The sequence below is a fragment of the Streptomyces sp. NPDC033216 genome (assembly GCF_055577115.1).
Genome location: NZ_JBVIQK010000008.1, coordinates 290,248 through 305,097, shown reverse-complemented (window position 1 = coordinate 305,097; position 14,850 = coordinate 290,248). Strand labels below are relative to the sequence as shown.

14 protein-coding genes and 1 rRNA gene are annotated in these 14,850 nt (G+C 73.3%); 12 read left to right on the top strand and 3 right to left on the bottom strand.

Features of this window, described 5'->3' with window-relative positions; all coding sequences use genetic code 11:
* A 5S ribosomal RNA gene (gene rrf / locus ACZ5Y0_RS18255) occupies positions 1-92 on the top strand; the annotation flags it as partial.
* 119 nt (positions 93-211) lie between these two features.
* Here rrf and ACZ5Y0_RS18250 read toward each other — a convergent pair.
* The gene (locus tag ACZ5Y0_RS18250; protein WP_469129680.1) at positions 212-1,198 is read right to left on the bottom strand and encodes a hypothetical protein; all 987 of its coding nucleotides are present in this window, start codon (positions 1,196-1,198) and stop codon (positions 212-214) included.
* A gap of 402 nt (positions 1,199-1,600) precedes the next feature.
* Here ACZ5Y0_RS18250 and ACZ5Y0_RS18245 point away from each other — a divergent pair, with 402 nt between their 5' ends.
* Positions 1,601-2,239, top strand: coding sequence for a hypothetical protein (locus ACZ5Y0_RS18245; RefSeq protein ID WP_469129679.1), 639 nt, complete (start codon positions 1,601-1,603; stop codon positions 2,237-2,239).
* Positions 2,240-2,345: 106 nt separating this feature from the next.
* Here the strand turns inward: ACZ5Y0_RS18245 and ACZ5Y0_RS18240 are convergent, their stop codons facing one another.
* Entirely contained in the window at positions 2,346-3,629 is a 1,284-nt protein-coding gene (locus tag ACZ5Y0_RS18240) for a DUF1015 domain-containing protein (RefSeq protein ID WP_469129678.1), read from the bottom strand.
* Between the two features lie 71 nt (positions 3,630-3,700).
* Between ACZ5Y0_RS18240 and ACZ5Y0_RS18235 the strand changes: the two genes are divergently transcribed.
* The 4 genes from ACZ5Y0_RS18235 (at position 3,701) to ACZ5Y0_RS18220 (ending at position 7,909) form a co-directional block, all read left to right on the top strand.
* Positions 3,701-4,729 carry an HAD hydrolase-like protein gene (locus ACZ5Y0_RS18235; protein ID WP_469129677.1) on the top strand — a complete coding sequence of 343 codons (1,029 nt, stop codon included), beginning with the start codon at positions 3,701-3,703 and terminating at the stop codon, positions 4,727-4,729.
* Between the two features lie 185 nt (positions 4,730-4,914).
* A complete protein-coding gene (locus tag ACZ5Y0_RS18230; RefSeq protein ID WP_469129676.1) occupies positions 4,915-5,958 on the top strand; it encodes a FecCD family ABC transporter permease in 1,044 nt (347 codons plus the stop codon).
* 41 nt (positions 5,959-5,999) lie between these two features.
* Complete coding sequence (locus ACZ5Y0_RS18225; protein WP_469129688.1) at positions 6,000-7,049, top strand: FecCD family ABC transporter permease; 1,050 nt, start codon at positions 6,000-6,002, stop codon at positions 7,047-7,049.
* Positions 7,046-7,909: an ABC transporter ATP-binding protein gene (locus ACZ5Y0_RS18220; protein ID WP_469129675.1), complete on the top strand. Its 864-nt coding sequence runs from the start codon at positions 7,046-7,048 to the stop codon at positions 7,907-7,909. Before ACZ5Y0_RS18225 ends, ACZ5Y0_RS18220 begins: the two co-directional genes overlap by 4 nt.
* A gap of 84 nt (positions 7,910-7,993) precedes the next feature.
* On the opposite strand, the gene ACZ5Y0_RS18215 is transcribed toward ACZ5Y0_RS18220, so the two are convergent.
* The gene (locus ACZ5Y0_RS18215; protein ID WP_469129674.1) at positions 7,994-8,341 is read right to left on the bottom strand and encodes a sterol-binding protein; all 348 of its coding nucleotides are present in this window, start codon (positions 8,339-8,341) and stop codon (positions 7,994-7,996) included.
* Between the two features lie 42 nt (positions 8,342-8,383).
* Between ACZ5Y0_RS18215 and ACZ5Y0_RS18210 the strand changes: the two genes are divergently transcribed.
* The 6 genes from ACZ5Y0_RS18210 to ACZ5Y0_RS18185 all read left to right on the top strand — a co-directional run bounded on the left by ACZ5Y0_RS18210 (position 8,384) and on the right by ACZ5Y0_RS18185 (position 14,814).
* Complete coding sequence (locus ACZ5Y0_RS18210; RefSeq protein ID WP_469129673.1) at positions 8,384-8,656, top strand: hypothetical protein; 273 nt, start codon at positions 8,384-8,386, stop codon at positions 8,654-8,656.
* 58 nt (positions 8,657-8,714) lie between these two features.
* Positions 8,715-9,530 (top strand): TlyA family RNA methyltransferase, encoded by an 816-nt coding sequence (locus ACZ5Y0_RS18205; RefSeq protein ID WP_469129672.1) that lies wholly within the window; start codon positions 8,715-8,717, stop codon positions 9,528-9,530.
* Positions 9,527-10,432: an NAD kinase gene (locus ACZ5Y0_RS18200; RefSeq protein WP_469129671.1), complete on the top strand. Its 906-nt coding sequence runs from the start codon at positions 9,527-9,529 to the stop codon at positions 10,430-10,432. Before ACZ5Y0_RS18205 ends, ACZ5Y0_RS18200 begins: the two co-directional genes overlap by 4 nt.
* Before the next feature lie 103 nt (positions 10,433-10,535).
* Positions 10,536-12,254, top strand: a complete 1,719-nt coding sequence (recN, locus tag ACZ5Y0_RS18195; protein WP_469129687.1) for a DNA repair protein RecN — start codon at positions 10,536-10,538, stop codon at positions 12,252-12,254.
* Positions 12,255-12,371: 117 nt separating this feature from the next.
* Positions 12,372-13,163 (top strand): hypothetical protein, encoded by a 792-nt coding sequence (locus tag ACZ5Y0_RS18190; RefSeq protein ID WP_469129670.1) that lies wholly within the window; start codon positions 12,372-12,374, stop codon positions 13,161-13,163.
* Positions 13,164-13,692: 529 nt separating this feature from the next.
* Positions 13,693-14,814, top strand: coding sequence for a glycosyltransferase family 4 protein (locus ACZ5Y0_RS18185; RefSeq protein ID WP_469129669.1), 1,122 nt, complete (start codon positions 13,693-13,695; stop codon positions 14,812-14,814).
* The last annotated feature ends 36 nt before the right edge of the window (positions 14,815-14,850 follow it).

Below are 14,850 nucleotides of genomic sequence, written 5' to 3'. Positions count from 1 at the left end.
CGCCCGGTTACATTCCGAACCCGGAAGCTAAGCCTTACAGCGCCGATGGTACTGCAGGGGGGACCCTGTGGGAGAGTAGGACGCCGCCGAACAATATTTGGAAGGACCCCTGGTCCCAGCGTTCAGCTGGGGACCAGGGGTCCTTTTGTTTTTTCAGGAAGCACCGGGTACCCGGCTGCGTGAGAATGACTTGCGGTACCGAAGACAGGAGTCACCCATGTCCACCAACTCTCCCGACGATCGACCGGAGCGCGACCAGCGGCGACGGGACAGTGGGGACCGCGGAGACCGTGGCGAGCGCGGCGGCTTCCGCGGCGACCGCGGTGACCGTGGCGGCTTCCGTCGCGACAACGACCGCCCCGGTGCCGGCCGCCGCGACGACAATCGCGGTGGCGGCGGCACCAGTGGCGGTGGCGGTTACGCACGGCGTGACGACAACCGTGGTGACCGCGGTGGTTTCCGGCGTGATGATCGGCGAGATGACAACCGTGCCGGCCAGGGCGATCGTGACCGTGGTGGTTACGGGCGTCGTGATGATCGGCGTGAAGGTGACCGGGGTTCTCGTCCGGCGTTCCAGCGTGACGACCGAGACCGTGGCCCCCGTCGCGACGACCGCGGTGACCGGCCCCCCTTCCGCCGCGATGATCGAGGCGACCGTCCCGCGTTCCGCCGCGACGACCGTCCGGACGACCGTCGGGGCGGCGACCGCGGGGGATTCGTCCGGCGTGACGACAACCGTGGGGACCGTGGCGGTTTCCGACGTGACGACCGCCGTGATGATCGGCGTGATGACAACCGTGCCGGCCAGGGCGATCGTGACCGTGGTGGTTACGGGCGTCGTGATGATCGGCGTGAAGGTGACCGGGGTTCTCGTCCGGCGTTCCAGCGTGACGACCGAGACCGTGGCCCCCGTCGCGACGACCGTGGTGACCGCCCCGCGTTCCGTCGCGACGACCGTGGTGACCGCCCCGCGTTCCGCCGCGATGACCGTGGTGACCGCCCCGCGTTCCGTCGCGATGACCGCGGTGACCGCGGTGACCGCCCCGCGTTCCGCCGCGACGACCGCGGTGAGCGGCCCCCCTTCCGCCGCGATGATCGAGGCGACCGGCCCGCGTTCCGCCGCGACGACCGTCCCGGCGACCGGCGTGACGACCGCCGGGGCGATGACCGCGGGGATCGGGGCGGCTTCCGGCAGCACGATGACAACCGCGCCGTCGAGCGCGGCGGGTTCCGCGGTCGTGACGACCGCGGCGGCGAGCGCGGTGGTTTCCAGGGTCGTGACGACCGTGGTGGGCGGCCCGGTGGTTTCCAGGGTCGTGACGACCGTGGTGGGCGGCCCGGTGGTTTCCAGGGTCGTGACGACCGCGGTGGGCGGCCCGGTGGCTTCCGTGGTCGGGATGACCGCGGCGGGCGCGACGACCGTCGCGACGACCGGCGCGGCGGTGGCCGGTTCCGTGATGAGCGGGATCGGGACCGGGAGCCGATCAGGCGGCTGCCGATCCCCGAGGACGTCACCGGTGACGAGATCGACAAGGACGTACGGCAGGAGCTCCAGAGCCTGCCCAAGGGGCTCGCTGAGGACGTCGCGAAGAACCTGGTGATGGTCGCGCGGCTCATCGACGAGGAGCCCGAGCGCGCCTACGAGTACTCGAAGGTGGCTCTGCGGCTGGCATCGCGCGTCGCCGCCGTACGGGAGGCGGCCGGATTCGCGGCGTACGCCACCCAGAAGTACAGCGAGGCGCTGGCCGAGTTCCGTGCCGCCCGGCGGATGACCGGGACCGTGGAGCTGTGGCCCGTCATGGCCGACTGTGAGCGTGGGCTCGGGCGGCCGGAGAAGGCGCTGGAGATGGCCGGCGCGCCCGAGGTGCACAAGCTCGACAAGGCCGGGCAGGTCGAGATGCGGCTCGTCGCGGCCGGTGCCCGGCGTGACATGGACCAGTTGGACGCGGCCATCGTGACGCTCCAGAGTCCTGAGCTGGCCTCGAACTCGGTACAGCCGTGGACCGCGCGGCTGCGGTACGCGTACGCCGACGCGCTGCTGGCGGCCGGCCGCAAGGGCGAGGCACGGGAGTGGTTCGCGAAGGCCGTCGAGGCCGACCGGGACAGCAGCACCGACGCCTCGGACCGGCTGGCCGAGCTGGACGGCGTGGAGTTCGTCGACGCGCTGGCCGACGAGGACGAGGGCGTCGTCGTCCAGGATGAGCAGCCGGTCGAGGGCAAGACCGACGACCAGGACTGACGCGCGCGAGTGAAAGGGGCTCGGCTCCGGTGTTCCACCGGAGCCGAGCCCCTTTTCACGTTCATCCGGATCGCTTTCCCGGTCGGGAAACCGGTCAGGATCCCGGTCAGAGGTCCAGTGCGCGCAGGACCAGGCCCGAGGCCGGTTTCGGGCCGAACGACGTCGACTTGCGGGGCATCGTGACGCCCTGGCGGGCGAGGTCGCGGACGACCTCCTCGCGAACCGGGTGCATCAGCACGGCCGTACCGGCGTCGCGTTCCGCCTTCTCGACCGTGGCGGCCGTGTCGTGGATGTAGGCGATGCGGGTGGGGTCGTCCTCGGGGACGTGCCACACGTGCGCGAGAAGCGTGGCGTGCAGGACCGTCGCGTCCAGGGTGCGCCAGGCCTGCGGGCGGTCGGCGGGGACCGTACGGGCGAGCAGGGCCGGGTCCGGGCGGTCCAGGAGGTGGAAGGCACCGTCGCCGGCCAGCAGGAAGGCGTTGCCTTCGGTGGTCGCCTCCGCGAGGGCGTCCAGGGCCCGGGGCAGGGGCGTCTCAAGACGCTGGACACGGAACAGGTTCCTCACGGCGGACAGGGCGTCGTCGACCGGGAGGCCGGGCAGCAGGCGGTGGATGGCGCGGACGCGCAGCGGGTAGCGGGCCGTGTCCACCAGGAGCACGAGGCCGTCGTCCCAGGCGCCGGGGGAGCCGTGCTCCGCGCGTAGACGCAGATACGTCGCCCAGCGGTGGTGACCGTCGGCGATCAGGGCCTGGTGGTGGGCGAGGTCGGTCTGGACGCGGGTGACCTCGGCGGGGTCGGTGATCGACCAGAGGCGGTGGCTGAAGCCGTCCTCCGTGGTCGTCGACAGGAGCGGGTCCAGATCCGCGGTGTGGTCGATGATCTCCGCCGCCGTGCCGTTGCCGCGGTAGGTCAGGAGCAGGGGTTCGAGGTTGGCCCTGGTGGCGCGCATCAGGGCCGCGCGGTCGGCGACGATGTGCGGCATCACGTCCTCGTGGGGGAGGACGACTCCGGCCGACGGCTCGGAGACGCGCAGGGTGCCGATCAGGCCGCGCTGGAGCATGCCGTCGGCGTGCCGCTGCTCGTAGACGTACAGGGCCGGTGTCGAGTCGGTCGTGAGGACGCCCTCGTCGAGCCAGCGACGGAGGGTGTCGGCTGCCTGTTCGTTGCGGGCGCTGGGGGTGGTGGCCTGAGGGAGGATCAGTCGGACGATGTTGTACGGGTCCGCGTCCTGGAGGTGGTGCAGGCCGTCGGGGCGGACCACGACGTCGTACGGCGGGGAGGTGACGGCGGCGAGACTTCCGACCCGGTCGGGGTCGTAGCGCAGGCCTCGGAACGGGGTGAGTTCCAGGCCTCGGGGCGCCGTCGCTTCCGAGTGACCTGCTGAGTTCATCCCGGCATCGTACGTGTGTCGGTGGCATGCGCGATGATCGGGGAAAGCGATCGAACGAGGAGCGATGTGGAATGAGCCAAAGTGTCAGGACGAGGCCCGAGGGCAGTGGGCAGGCCCTGAACGAGGCGTACGACACGGCGCTGCTCGACCTCGACGGGGTGGTGTACGCGGGCGGGAACGCGATCGTGCACGCCGTCGAGACGCTGGCGACCGCGCGCGGGGGCGGGATGCGGCTGGCGTACGTCACCAACAACGCGCTGCGCACGCCCGACGCGGTGGCGGATCACCTCACCGAGCTGGGCATACCCACCGGGGCGGACGACGTCATCACCTCGGCGCAGGCCGTCGCCAGGCTGATCAGTGAGCAGGTGCCGGCGGGGGCGCGGGTCCTGGTGATCGGCGGGGAAGGACTGCGGGTCGCGTTGCGCGAGCGGGGGCTGGAGCCCGTCGAGTCGGCGGACGACGATCCGGCGGCCGTGGTGCAGGGGTTCGGCGGACCCGACCTGGCCTGGGGGCGCTTCGCCGAGGCCTCGTACGCCGTCGCACGCGGTGTGCCGTGGTTCGCGTCCAACACCGACCTGACGATTCCGAGCGGGCGGGGCATCGCGCCGGGGAACGGCGCGGCGGTGGAGGTCGTACGGATCGCGACCGGTGCAGAGCCGCAGGTCGCGGGCAAGCCGTTGCCCCCCATGCACCGCGAGACGATCCTGCGGACGGGCGCCGAGCGGCCGTTGGTGGTCGGGGACCGGCTGGACACCGACATCGAGGGCGCGTTCAACGGTGAGGTCGACTCGCTTCTCGTCCTGACCGGGGTGACCGACGGCGCGCAGCTCCTCGCGGCGCCGCCGCAGCACCGGCCGACGTACGTGGACGCCGATCTGCGCGGCCTGCTGACCGGACAACCCCAGGTCGCGGAGGAAGGACGTGGCTTCCGGTGCGGGGGATGGACCGCGTCGGCGGGAGCGGAGCGGCTGGAACTCGACGGTGAGGGTGCCGTCCTGGACGGGCTGCGGGCGCTGTGCGCGGCGGCCTGGACCGCGGCGGGCGAGGGGGCGTGCGGACTGGACGGGGGAAAGGCGCTCGATCGGCTGGGGCTGTGAGTCCGGCGGCGTGTCCGCCGCTGTGATCCAGGAGCGCGGCGATCGTTTCGACGGCCGCGACCTCCGGGCGGCGCCCGTGACCGGCTCCGTACGTGGTGCCGGCGAAGGTCGAGCGCGACTTCTCCGCGCAGCGCGGTCGAGACCAGGAGATCCAGGAGGGATGCAGGGTAGGCTAACCTAACCGCGTGTTGGTCGACAGTGTTCCCGAACAACGCGCGGAGACCGCCGCCGCGCCCCCGACCCGCCGGGCGATACGTTCCGTCGGGCTGCTCGCTTCCGTCACGGTCCTGCTGCTGGTGGCGGTGGCGAGCATCGCCGTCGGCGCCAAGGAGCTGTCCCTCGACCAGGTGTGGCACGGTCTGTTCCAGGACACGGGGACGTACGGCGATGTCGTCGTGGGGGAGCGGGTCTCGCGGACCGTGCTCGGGCTGCTGGTCGGCGCCGCGCTGGGGCTGTCCGGAACGGTGCTCCAGGCCCTGACGCGCAATCCGCTCGCCGACCCCGGACTGCTCGGCATCAACGCGGGCGCCTCGGCCGCGGTGGTCACCGCCATCACCTACTTCGGTGTGACCAGCCTCAGCGGCTACGTGTGGTTCGCCTTCTTCGGCGCGGCGGCCGTCGGCGCACTGGTCTGGTTCCTGGGCGGCAGCCGCGGGGCCACACCGGTGCGGCTCGCGCTCGCCGGAACCGCGCTGAGCGCCGCACTCTTCGGCTACGTCCAAGCCGTGATGATCATGGACAAGGCGGCGCTCGCCCGGATGCGCTTCTGGACGGTCGGCTCGCTGAGCTCGGCGTCCGACGACATGATCTGGCAGGTGCTGCCCTTCCTCGCGGCCGGCACCCTGCTCGCGTTCGCCCTCGCCCGGCCGCTGAACGCCATGGCCATGGGCGACGACACCGCCAAGGCCCTCGGCGCGCACCTCAACCGCACCCGGGCGCTGTCCATGCTCGCCGCCACCGTGCTGTGCGGGGCCGCGACCGCCGCCTGCGGGCCGATCGTGTTCGTCGGGCTGATGGTCCCGCACGTGGTCCGCTCCTTCACCGGGCCCGACCTGCGCTGGATCATGCCGTACGCGGCGATCCTGTCGCCCGTGCTGCTGCTGGGCTCCGACGTGATCGGCCGGGTCGTCGCCCGCCCTTCGGAGGTCCAGGTCGGCATCATCACCGCGATCATCGGCGGCCCGGTCTTCATCTTTCTCGTACGACGGCGGAGGACGGCCCAGCTGTGAAGACCGCATCCACGTCCGCCCCCGAGCGGACCACGGAAGCCGTGCGTCGCGGCACCGGCACCCGCCGGGCCCTGCGCACCCCCGGCGGGCTGTCCCTCCGGGTGAACCCGCGCGCCCTGATCGTCGTGGTCGCGCTGGCGCTGGCCGCGTTCGCCGCGAGCGTGGTCCTGATCGGCACCGGCGACTTCCCGATCTCCACCCAGGACGTCCTGAAGACGCTCGCGGGCAACGGCACCGAGGGCCAGGAGTTCATCGTCAAGGACCTGCGGCTGCCCCGGGTCGTCGTGGGGTTGCTGGTCGGCGCCGCGCTGGGGCTCGGCGGCGCGGTGTTCCAGGCCGTCTCCCGCAATCCGCTGGGCAGTCCGGACGTGCTCGGGCTCGGGCAGGGAGCGACGGCCGGCGCGCTCGTGGTGATCGTGCTGATGTCGGGCTCCGCCAACCAGGTCGCCGTCGGGGCCCTCGTCGGCGGACTGGTCACCGGCGCCGCCATCTACCTGCTCGCCTGGAAACGGGGTGTGCACGGCTACCGGCTGGTCCTCGTCGGGATCGGCGTGTCGGCGATCGCGACCGCCGTCAACGGCTATCTGATCACCAAGGCGGACCTCGTCGACGCGGCCCGCGCGGTCGTGTGGATGACCGGGTCGCTCGACGGCCGGGACTGGAAGCAGGTCTGGCCGCTGCTCGTCCTGTGCTGTGTGCTCGTCCCGCTCGTCCTCGCCAACGCGCGCGGGCTGCGGATGATGGAGATGGGCGACGACGTCTCCAACGCCCTCGGGGTGCGCGTGGAGCGTGTACGGCTGCTGCTCATGGTGTGCGCCGTCCTGCTCACCGCCTCCGCCACCGCCGCCGCGGGGCCCGTGGCCTTCGTGGCGCTCACAGCGCCCCAGCTCGCCCGGCGCCTGACCCGCTCACCCGGGCCGAACCTGGTGCCCGCCCTGTTCATGGGCGCCGCCCTCCTGGTCACCGCCGACTGGGCCGCGCAGCGGCTGTTCGGTGACGGTCAGCTGCCCGTCGGCGTGGTCACGGGCGTGCTCGGCGGTGTCTACCTGCTGTGGCTGCTGGTCGCCGAGCGCAAGGCGGGTCGGATATGAGCAGCGCCACCACCCGTGTCAGCCGCGGGCCGAACAACCGAAGGAGCACCGTGAACCGTCTGTCCGCCGAGAACGTCACCCTCGCCTACGACCAGCGAGTGATCGCCGAGCAGCTGTCGGTGGAGATTCCCGACAACTCGTTCACCGTGATCGTCGGCCCCAACGCCTGCGGCAAGTCGACGCTCCTGCGGGCGCTGTCGCGGATGCTGAAGCCGAGCGAGGGCCGGGTGCTGCTCGACGGGCAGGCGATCCAGTCGATGCCCGCCAAGAAGGTCGCCCGGACGCTGGGCCTGCTGCCGCAGTCCTCGATCGCGCCCGACGGCATCACGGTCGCCGACCTGGTGGGCCGCGGTCGCTATCCGCACCAGGGCATCCTGCGCCAGTGGTCGACCGAGGACGAGCGGGTCGTGCAGCAGTCGATGGCGCAGACCGGAGTCGCCGAACTCGCCGACCGGTACGTCGACGAGCTGTCCGGCGGTCAGCGCCAGCGGGTGTGGATCGCGATGGCCCTCGCCCAGCAGACCCCGCTGCTGCTGCTCGACGAGCCGACCACCTACCTCGACATCCAGCACCAGATCGACGTCCTCGACCTCTGCGCCGAGCTGCACGAGGAGCAGGGCCGCACACTCGTCGCCGTCCTGCACGACCTCAACCACGCCGCCCGGTACGCCACCCACCTCATCGCGCTGAGGGGCGGCACGGTCCTCGCGCAGGGCGCGCCCGGCGACGTCGTCACGGCCGGTCTGGTCGAGGAGGTCTTCGGGCTGCGCTGCCAGGTCATCGAGGACCCGGAGACGGGGACGCCGCTGGTGGTGCCGGCCGCGCGCAAGGCACGCGCACGCGTGCCCGTCACCTTCTGACGGCCACTGAGCCCGCCGACGGGTCCCACCGGAGCTGTCCGACGGTCGCGGGAGCCCTCCGGGGCCGCAGGGGCCACCCGGCGGTCACAGGAGTTTTCTGAGCTGGAGCAGGTCCCTGAGGCCCGCCTCCAGCCGTACCCGACCCGAACCCCACGCCTTCGCGAAGTTCAGTTCTCCGTCGACGAGCGCGACCAGGTCGTCGCCGGTCATGCGCAGCCTGATCCCCGCCTTCTCCCGAGGCGGGCCCTGCAAGGTGTCCCGCACGACGATCCGGCCGCCGGTCATCCGGCCGACGAACGTGATGTCCAGGTCGGTGATCCAGCAGCTCACCGAGCGGTCCAGGGCCGCGGCGGCGCGGACGTCCCCCTCGGCGCTGCCCATGTTCTCCGAGAGCTTCTCGAGTGCGGCTCGGCACTCCTCGATCGTGGCCATCGCGCTCGACCGTACCGCAGCGGTTCGAGGTAGCGTCGGGGCATGAGCGACACAGTTCCGGAGACGGAGGCCGCGCCCCAGGAGCAGGCGGACGACTCCTGCGCTCCCGCCCCGCTCCAGGTGCCCCGCACCCCCACCGGCGACGCCGGGGTGGACACCCACCTGGACCGGCTGGCCGACGCCGACCACCTCACCACGGACGGACACCTCGAGGTGTACGAGGATGTACACCGGGGACTGCGTGACGCGCTCACCGCGCTCGACGCCCGCCCCGAACCTGCGGTTCCCCACCCGTCACCCGACCACCACCCCTGAATGAGACCCTTCAGGTCCCCCTTTGATTCGACGCATGGCAGTAGGAGCTGAACCCAACGTGGCAGGAGTCGCACGTCGTCGTCTGGACGCGGAGCTGGTGCGCCGGAAGCTCGCGCGCTCGCGTGAGCACGCCGGTCAGCTGATCGCCGCGGGGCGGGTCTCGGTCGGGAAGACCGTCGCCACCAAGGCCGCCACACAGGTGGAGACGGCGGCGGCGATCGTCGTCTCCGTCGACGACAGCGACCCCGACTACGTGTCGCGGGGCGGGCACAAACTCGCCGGTGCGCTGGAGGTGTTCGGGCCGCAGGGGCTCCTCGTCGAGGGGCGGCGGGCGCTGGACGCCGGCGCGTCCACCGGCGGCTTCACCGATGTGCTGCTGCGGGCGGGGGCCGCGCACGTGGTCGCGGTCGACGTCGGCTACGGGCAACTCGCCTGGTCTCTTCAGAGCGATGAACGCGTCACCGTCAAGGACCGTACGAACGTACGCGAGTTGACGCTCGAAGCGATCGATGGGGAGCCAGTGGATCTTGTCGTGGGAGACTTGTCCTTCATTCCGCTGGGGCTGGTGCTGCCGGCCCTGACGCGGTGCACCAAGCCGGACGCCGACCTGGTGATGATGGTCAAGCCACAGTTCGAGGTGGGTAAGGAACGGCTGGGCAGCGGGGGTGTCGTGCGCAGCACGCAGCTGCGGGCCGAGGCGGTGCGGGGCGTGGCTCACAAGGCGTGGGAGCTGGGTCTCGGCGTGCAGGGTGTCACCGCCAGTCCGCTGCCGGGACCCTCGGGCAACGTCGAGTACTTTCTGTGGCTCCGGGCCGGGGCGCCTGCTCTGGATCCGGCCGATGTCGACCGTGCAGTGGCGGAGGGGCCGCGTTGACCCAGAACCTAGCTCGAACCGTTTTCCTGCTGGCTCACACCGGGCGGCCCGCCGCGATCCGCAGCGCGGAGCTGGTGGTGAAGGGGCTGCTGCGCGAGGGCATCGGGGTGCGCGTCCTGGAGTACGAGGCCGCCGACCTGCCCCTGCCGGACGAGGTGGAGCTGGTCTGCGAGGCCACCCCGCAGTGCCTGGAGGGCTGTGAGCTGCTCATCGTCCTCGGCGGTGACGGGACGCTGCTGCGCGGCGCGGAGTTCGCGCGGGCGTCCGGGGTGCCGATGCTCGGTGTGAACCTCGGCAGCGTCGGCTTCCTGGCGGAGGCCGAGCGGGACGACCTCGACAAGGTCGTCGACCGGGTGGTGACGAAGTCGTACGAGGTCGAGGAGCGGATGACCGTCGACGTCGTCGTGCACCGCAACGGTGACATCGTGCACACGGACTGGGCGCTGAACGAGGCGGCCGTGCAGAAGGCCGGTGCGGAGAAGCTGCTCGAGGTGGTGCTGGAGATCGACGGGCGGCCGGTCACCGGGTTCGGCTGTGACGGGATCGTGCTGTCCACACCGACCGGGTCCACCGCGTACGCGTTCTCGGCGGGAGGGCCCGTGGTGTGGCCCGAGGTCGAGGCGTTGCTGATGGTGCCGATCAGTGCGCACGCCCTGTTCGCCAAGCCGCTGGTGACCTCGCCGAACTCGGTGCTCGCGGTGGAGCTGCTGCCGCACATCCCGCCGGGGGTCCTGTGGTGCGACGGGCGGCGGACCTTCGACCTGCCGCCGGGGGCCCGGGTCGAAGTGCGGCGGGGTGCCGTGCCCGTGCGGCTGGCGCGCCTGCACCACGCGTCGTTCACCGACCGCCTGGTGGCCAAGTTCGCGCTGCCGGTCTCGGGGTGGCGCGGAGCTCGGCACTAGCCGTACGCACGGTGTCGGGGGAGGGACGTCCGCTCGTCCGGTTGACGGGGCGCCTCGCACTTCCTCCTCCCGACCTCGTAAGGTCGTGTCCGTGTTGGAGGAGATGCGGATACGGTCGCTCGGAGTCATCGACGACGCGGTCGTCGAGCTGTCGCCAGGCTTCACCGCGGTCACGGGTGAGACGGGCGCGGGCAAGACCATGGTGGTCACCAGCCTCGGGCTGCTGCTGGGCGGGCGCGCCGACGCCGCGCTGGTGCGGCTCGGCGCCGACAAAGCGGTCGTGGAGGGGCGGATCACCGTGCCCGCGGGCGCCTCGGTGGCCGTACGGGCAGAGGAGGCCGGGGCCGAACTGGACGACGGGGCGCTGCTGATCAGCCGTACCGTTTCCGCCGAAGGGCGGTCGCGGGCGCATCTGGGCGGGCGGAGTGTGCCCGTCGGGGTGCTCGCCGAACTCGCGGACGAGCTGGTGGCCGTGCACGGCCAGACCGACCAGCAGGGGCTGCTGAAGCTGTCCCGGCAGCGGCAGGCCCTCGACCGGTACGCGGGCGACGCGGTCGCCGTGCCGCTCGCCAAGTACACGGAGGCGTACCGCCGGCTGCGGGCCGTCTCCGGTCAGCTCGACGAGATCACCACGCGCGCGCGGGAACGGGCCCAGGAGGCCGACATGCTGCGCTACGGCCTCGACGAGATCGCCGGCGTCGAACCGCGCGCGGGCGAGGACACGGAGCTGGCCGAGGAGGCGGAACGGCTCGGCCACGCGGAGGCGCTGTCCTCGGCCGCCACGGCCGCCCACGGAGCGCTGGCGGGCAACCCCGAGGACCCCGAGGGCATCGACGCCGCCACGCTCGTCGCGGGCGCCCAGCGGGCCCTGGAGGCCGTACGTTCGCACGATCCGGCGCTGGCAGCGCTCGCCGACCGGATCGGGGAGATCGGGATCCTGCTGGGCGATGTGGCGGGGGAGCTGGCGGGGTACGCCGACGACCTCGACGCCGATCCGCTGCGGCTGGCGGCCGTCGAGGAGCGGCGGGCCGCGCTGACCGCGCTGACCCGGAAGTACGGCGAGGACGTCGACGCGGTTCTCGACTGGGCCGAGCGCGGTGCCGCGCGGCTCGGCGAGCTGGACGGCGACGACGAGCGGATCGACGAACTGACCGCCGAGCGGGACGTGCTGCGGGCCGAGCTGGGCGGGCTGGCGCAGGCGCTGACCGACGCGCGGACGGAGGCGGCCGAGCGGTTCGCCGCCGCCGTGACGGCCGAGCTGGCCTCGCTGGCGATGCCGCACGCGCGCGTGTCGTTCGAGATCCGGCAGACCGAGGACACGGAGGGTGTGGAGGTCGGCGGACGTTCCGTCGCCTACGGGCCGTCCGGCGCCGACGAGGTGGAGCTGCTGCTCGCTCCGCATCCGGGAGCGCCGCCGCGGCCCATCGCCAAGGGGGCGTCCGGCGGTGAGCTGTCGCGCGTGATGCTGGCCGTGGAGGTCGTGTTCGCGGGGACGGACCCCGTGCCGACGTATCTCTTCGACGAGGTCGACGCGGGCGTGGGCGGCAAGGCGGCGGTGGAGATCGGACGGCGCCTGGCGCGGCTCGCGAAGACCGCGCAGGTCGTCGTCGTCACCCACCTGCCGCAGGTGGCGGCCTTCGCCGACCGGCAGTTGCTGGTCGAGAAGACCAACGACGGGTCCGTCACCCGGTCCGGCGTGAAGGTGCTGGAGGGCGAGGAGCGCATCCGGGAGCTGTCCCGGATGCTCGCGGGTCAGGAGGACTCGGAGACGGCACGCGCGCACGCGGAGGAACTGCTGGAGACGGCACGCGCGGACGCGTAGGAACTGCTGGAGACGGCACGCGGACGCGTAGCGGTGCGGGCGGAGGGCGGGACGGCGACCCACGGGTCGGTCCCGCCCTTTCGGCTCTCCCCGGGTCGGCATCCCTAGGCTTGCCTGATGATCACACGAAGGAGCAGGAGCACCGCGTTCGCGGTGGCGGCCGGCCTCACGCGCGCGGGAGCGGCGGCCTTGCGCGGAGCGGCGTCCGGTGGGCGGGAGCGCTGGGAGCGGATCAACTTCGCCGGGCGGACCGTGGAGCTGTACGCCGGTCCGGCGGCCGTCCTCGCGGCGGCGCTCGGGGCGGCGCGGGTGAGCCCGGCCGCGGCCGGGGCCGTACTCGCCGCCGGAGCCTGCGGGGCGTACGACGACCTGGTCGGCGCCGGTGATCCGCGGCGGGGCTTCCGGGCGCACCTGGGGGCCCTGCGGCAGGGGGAGGTCACCAGCGGAACCGTGAAGCTGGGCGGGATCGGCGCTGCGGGGCTGCTGGCCGGGGCCCTGTTGAAGGAGCGGCCTGTGGACAAGGTGCTCGCGGGTGTCGTGATCGCCGGCGCGGCGCACTTCGTCAACCTCGTGGACGTACGCCCCGGACGGGCCGCCGGTGCCGTGCTCGCGCTGGGCGCGCCGGGGCTGCTGCGCGCCGGGCCCGGCGGTGAGCTGGCCGCGGTGTCGACGGGGGTCGCGGCGGCCGTGCTCCCCGACGACCTGGGGGAGCGCGCGATGCTCGGTGACACCGGGGCGCACGCGCTGGGCGCGCTCCTGGGTGCCGCGGTCGTGGTGGGCAACGGGCGGGCGGGGCTCGTGGCGCACGCGGCCGCGGTGGTGGGCACGGCGGTGTGCGGGGAGCGGGTGAGCGGACTGGCGCGGAGCGCCTGGCGGCCGGGGACACGGGGGCCGCGCACGCCGGTGTGAGGGGGCGCGGACGGGGCGGGGCCGACGGTGCACCGCGCCGACGGGGCGTCGCCCGGTTACGCCGCCGGACACTTCTGCGTCGAACGCGACAGCAGGGACCTCCGGACGCCGGCTGGCCGGCGGGACACGCCGTGAAGGCGCGTCGGACAGCCCGAGAGGCCCCCGACGTGCCGGCGAGCGGCCCCACCCCGCGCGCCGAGCGGCCCCATCCGCGCCCAGCCCCGCCCCACGCGCCGGCCGGGCTCCCGCCTCGCCCGCCGGAGCGCCTCGACCGCCTCCTGACAGGCCGCCACCGGGCGCCGCCGACACGCCCGCCCGTCGAACGGGACCCTGCCCTCCCTCACTCGTGTGGGTGACACACGGGGGCGGGTTGCCGGGGCCCAGGGTGCTCGGCGGCACGGAACACCCGTACGTCCTGGCATCCTTGGGCGCGGGACGCGGAGGAGCGCGAGCGGTCCGCCCCTGCGCCCGAGTCCCTTCTGTACGTTCCTTCGTGACGGACCAATGCCGAACCAGGAGCCCCGGCCACGTGAGCAGCCACTCACCGCACGGCCAGTCGCCGCTGCGCACCGTGCAGGTGCTGGGCGGCGGCAACGCCGGCAGCAGCGCCCATGTGCGCTCCCTGGCCGCCGGGCTCGTCGCGCGGGGCGTGCGGGTGACGGTGTGCGCCCCCGCCGAGTGCGCCCACGCCTACGACTTCACCGGCGCCGGAGCCGACCACGTGCCCGTGCCGCGCAGCAGCGATCCCGCGTCCGTGGCGGCGCTGCGGGTGGCCTGCACGGACGCGGACCTCGTCCACGCGCACGGACTGCACGCCTCCTTCCGGGCCGTGCTCGCGCTCAGTGGGCGGCCCACCCCGCTCGTCGTCACCTGGCACAACCGGGCGCACGCCGAGGGCGCCCGCGCCCATCTCCGGCGCCTGCTGGAGCGGCGGGTCGCCAGGGCGGCCGCCGTGGTGCTCGGCACCACCTCCGACCTCGTGGACCGGGCGCGCCGGACCGGCGCACGGGACGCCCGGCTCGCTGCGGTGGGACTTCCCGGCGCCCGCGGGGCCGAGGAGGACCCCGAGCGGCCGCGTGCCAAGCTTCGGGCCGAACTCGGTGCGATCGGCCGCCCGTTGCTGATGGCGGTCGGCTCCCTCGACCGGCTCCGCCGCTACGACGTCCTGCTCGACGCCGCCCGGGTGTGGGTCCGGCTGGCCCCCCTGCCGCTGGTCGTGGTCGTGGGGGAGGGACCGCTGCGGTCGGAGCTCCAGCGCCGTATCGAGGCCGAGGGCCTGCCCGTCCGGCTCCTCGGGCGGCGGGACGACGTGGGCGAACTGCTGGCCGCCGCCGACCTCGCCCTGCTGCCGGGTGCCGGGGAGTCGCGTTCGGTGCTGGCACAGGAGGCCCTTCACGCGCGCGTTCCGCTCGTCGCGGCGCTGACCGGCGCGGTCCGAGAACTCGTCGGCGACGCGGCCGAACTCGTCCCGCTCGGCGACGCGGAGGCCTTCGCCGACGCCGTCGTCCGCCTCCTCGCCTCACCCGAACACCGCGAGCGGCTCCGCGAGTCGGGCATCCGGCAGGCGGCCACCTGGCCGAGCGAGGACGAGACGGTCGCCCAGGTCCTCAGCGTCTACGACGAGTTGACGCGGCCGCTGCCGTTGATCTGACGCGTTCCTGGCGAGCCGGCTCCGCCCGCGCACGGC

Bases quoted from the DNA above. Each gene is read 5' to 3' on its own strand.
- ACZ5Y0_RS18190 (WP_469129670.1), top strand. From the start codon at position 12,372: ATGATCACACGAAGGAGCAGGAGCACCGCGTTCGCGGTGGCGGCCGGC.
- ACZ5Y0_RS18240 (WP_469129678.1), bottom strand. From the start codon at position 3,629: ATGAACTCAGCAGGTCACTCGGAAGCGACGGCGCCCCGAGGCCTGGAA.
- ACZ5Y0_RS18210 (WP_469129673.1), top strand. From the start codon at position 8,384: ATGAGCGACACAGTTCCGGAGACGGAGGCCGCGCCCCAGGAGCAGGCG.
- ACZ5Y0_RS18220 (WP_469129675.1), top strand. From the start codon at position 7,046: ATGAGCAGCGCCACCACCCGTGTCAGCCGCGGGCCGAACAACCGAAGG.
- ACZ5Y0_RS18215 (WP_469129674.1), bottom strand. From the start codon at position 8,341: ATGGCCACGATCGAGGAGTGCCGAGCCGCACTCGAGAAGCTCTCGGAG.
- ACZ5Y0_RS18235 (WP_469129677.1), top strand. From the start codon at position 3,701: ATGAGCCAAAGTGTCAGGACGAGGCCCGAGGGCAGTGGGCAGGCCCTG.
- recN (WP_469129687.1), top strand. From the start codon at position 10,536: ATGCGGATACGGTCGCTCGGAGTCATCGACGACGCGGTCGTCGAGCTG.
- ACZ5Y0_RS18245 (WP_469129679.1), top strand. From the start codon at position 1,601: ATGGTCGCGCGGCTCATCGACGAGGAGCCCGAGCGCGCCTACGAGTAC.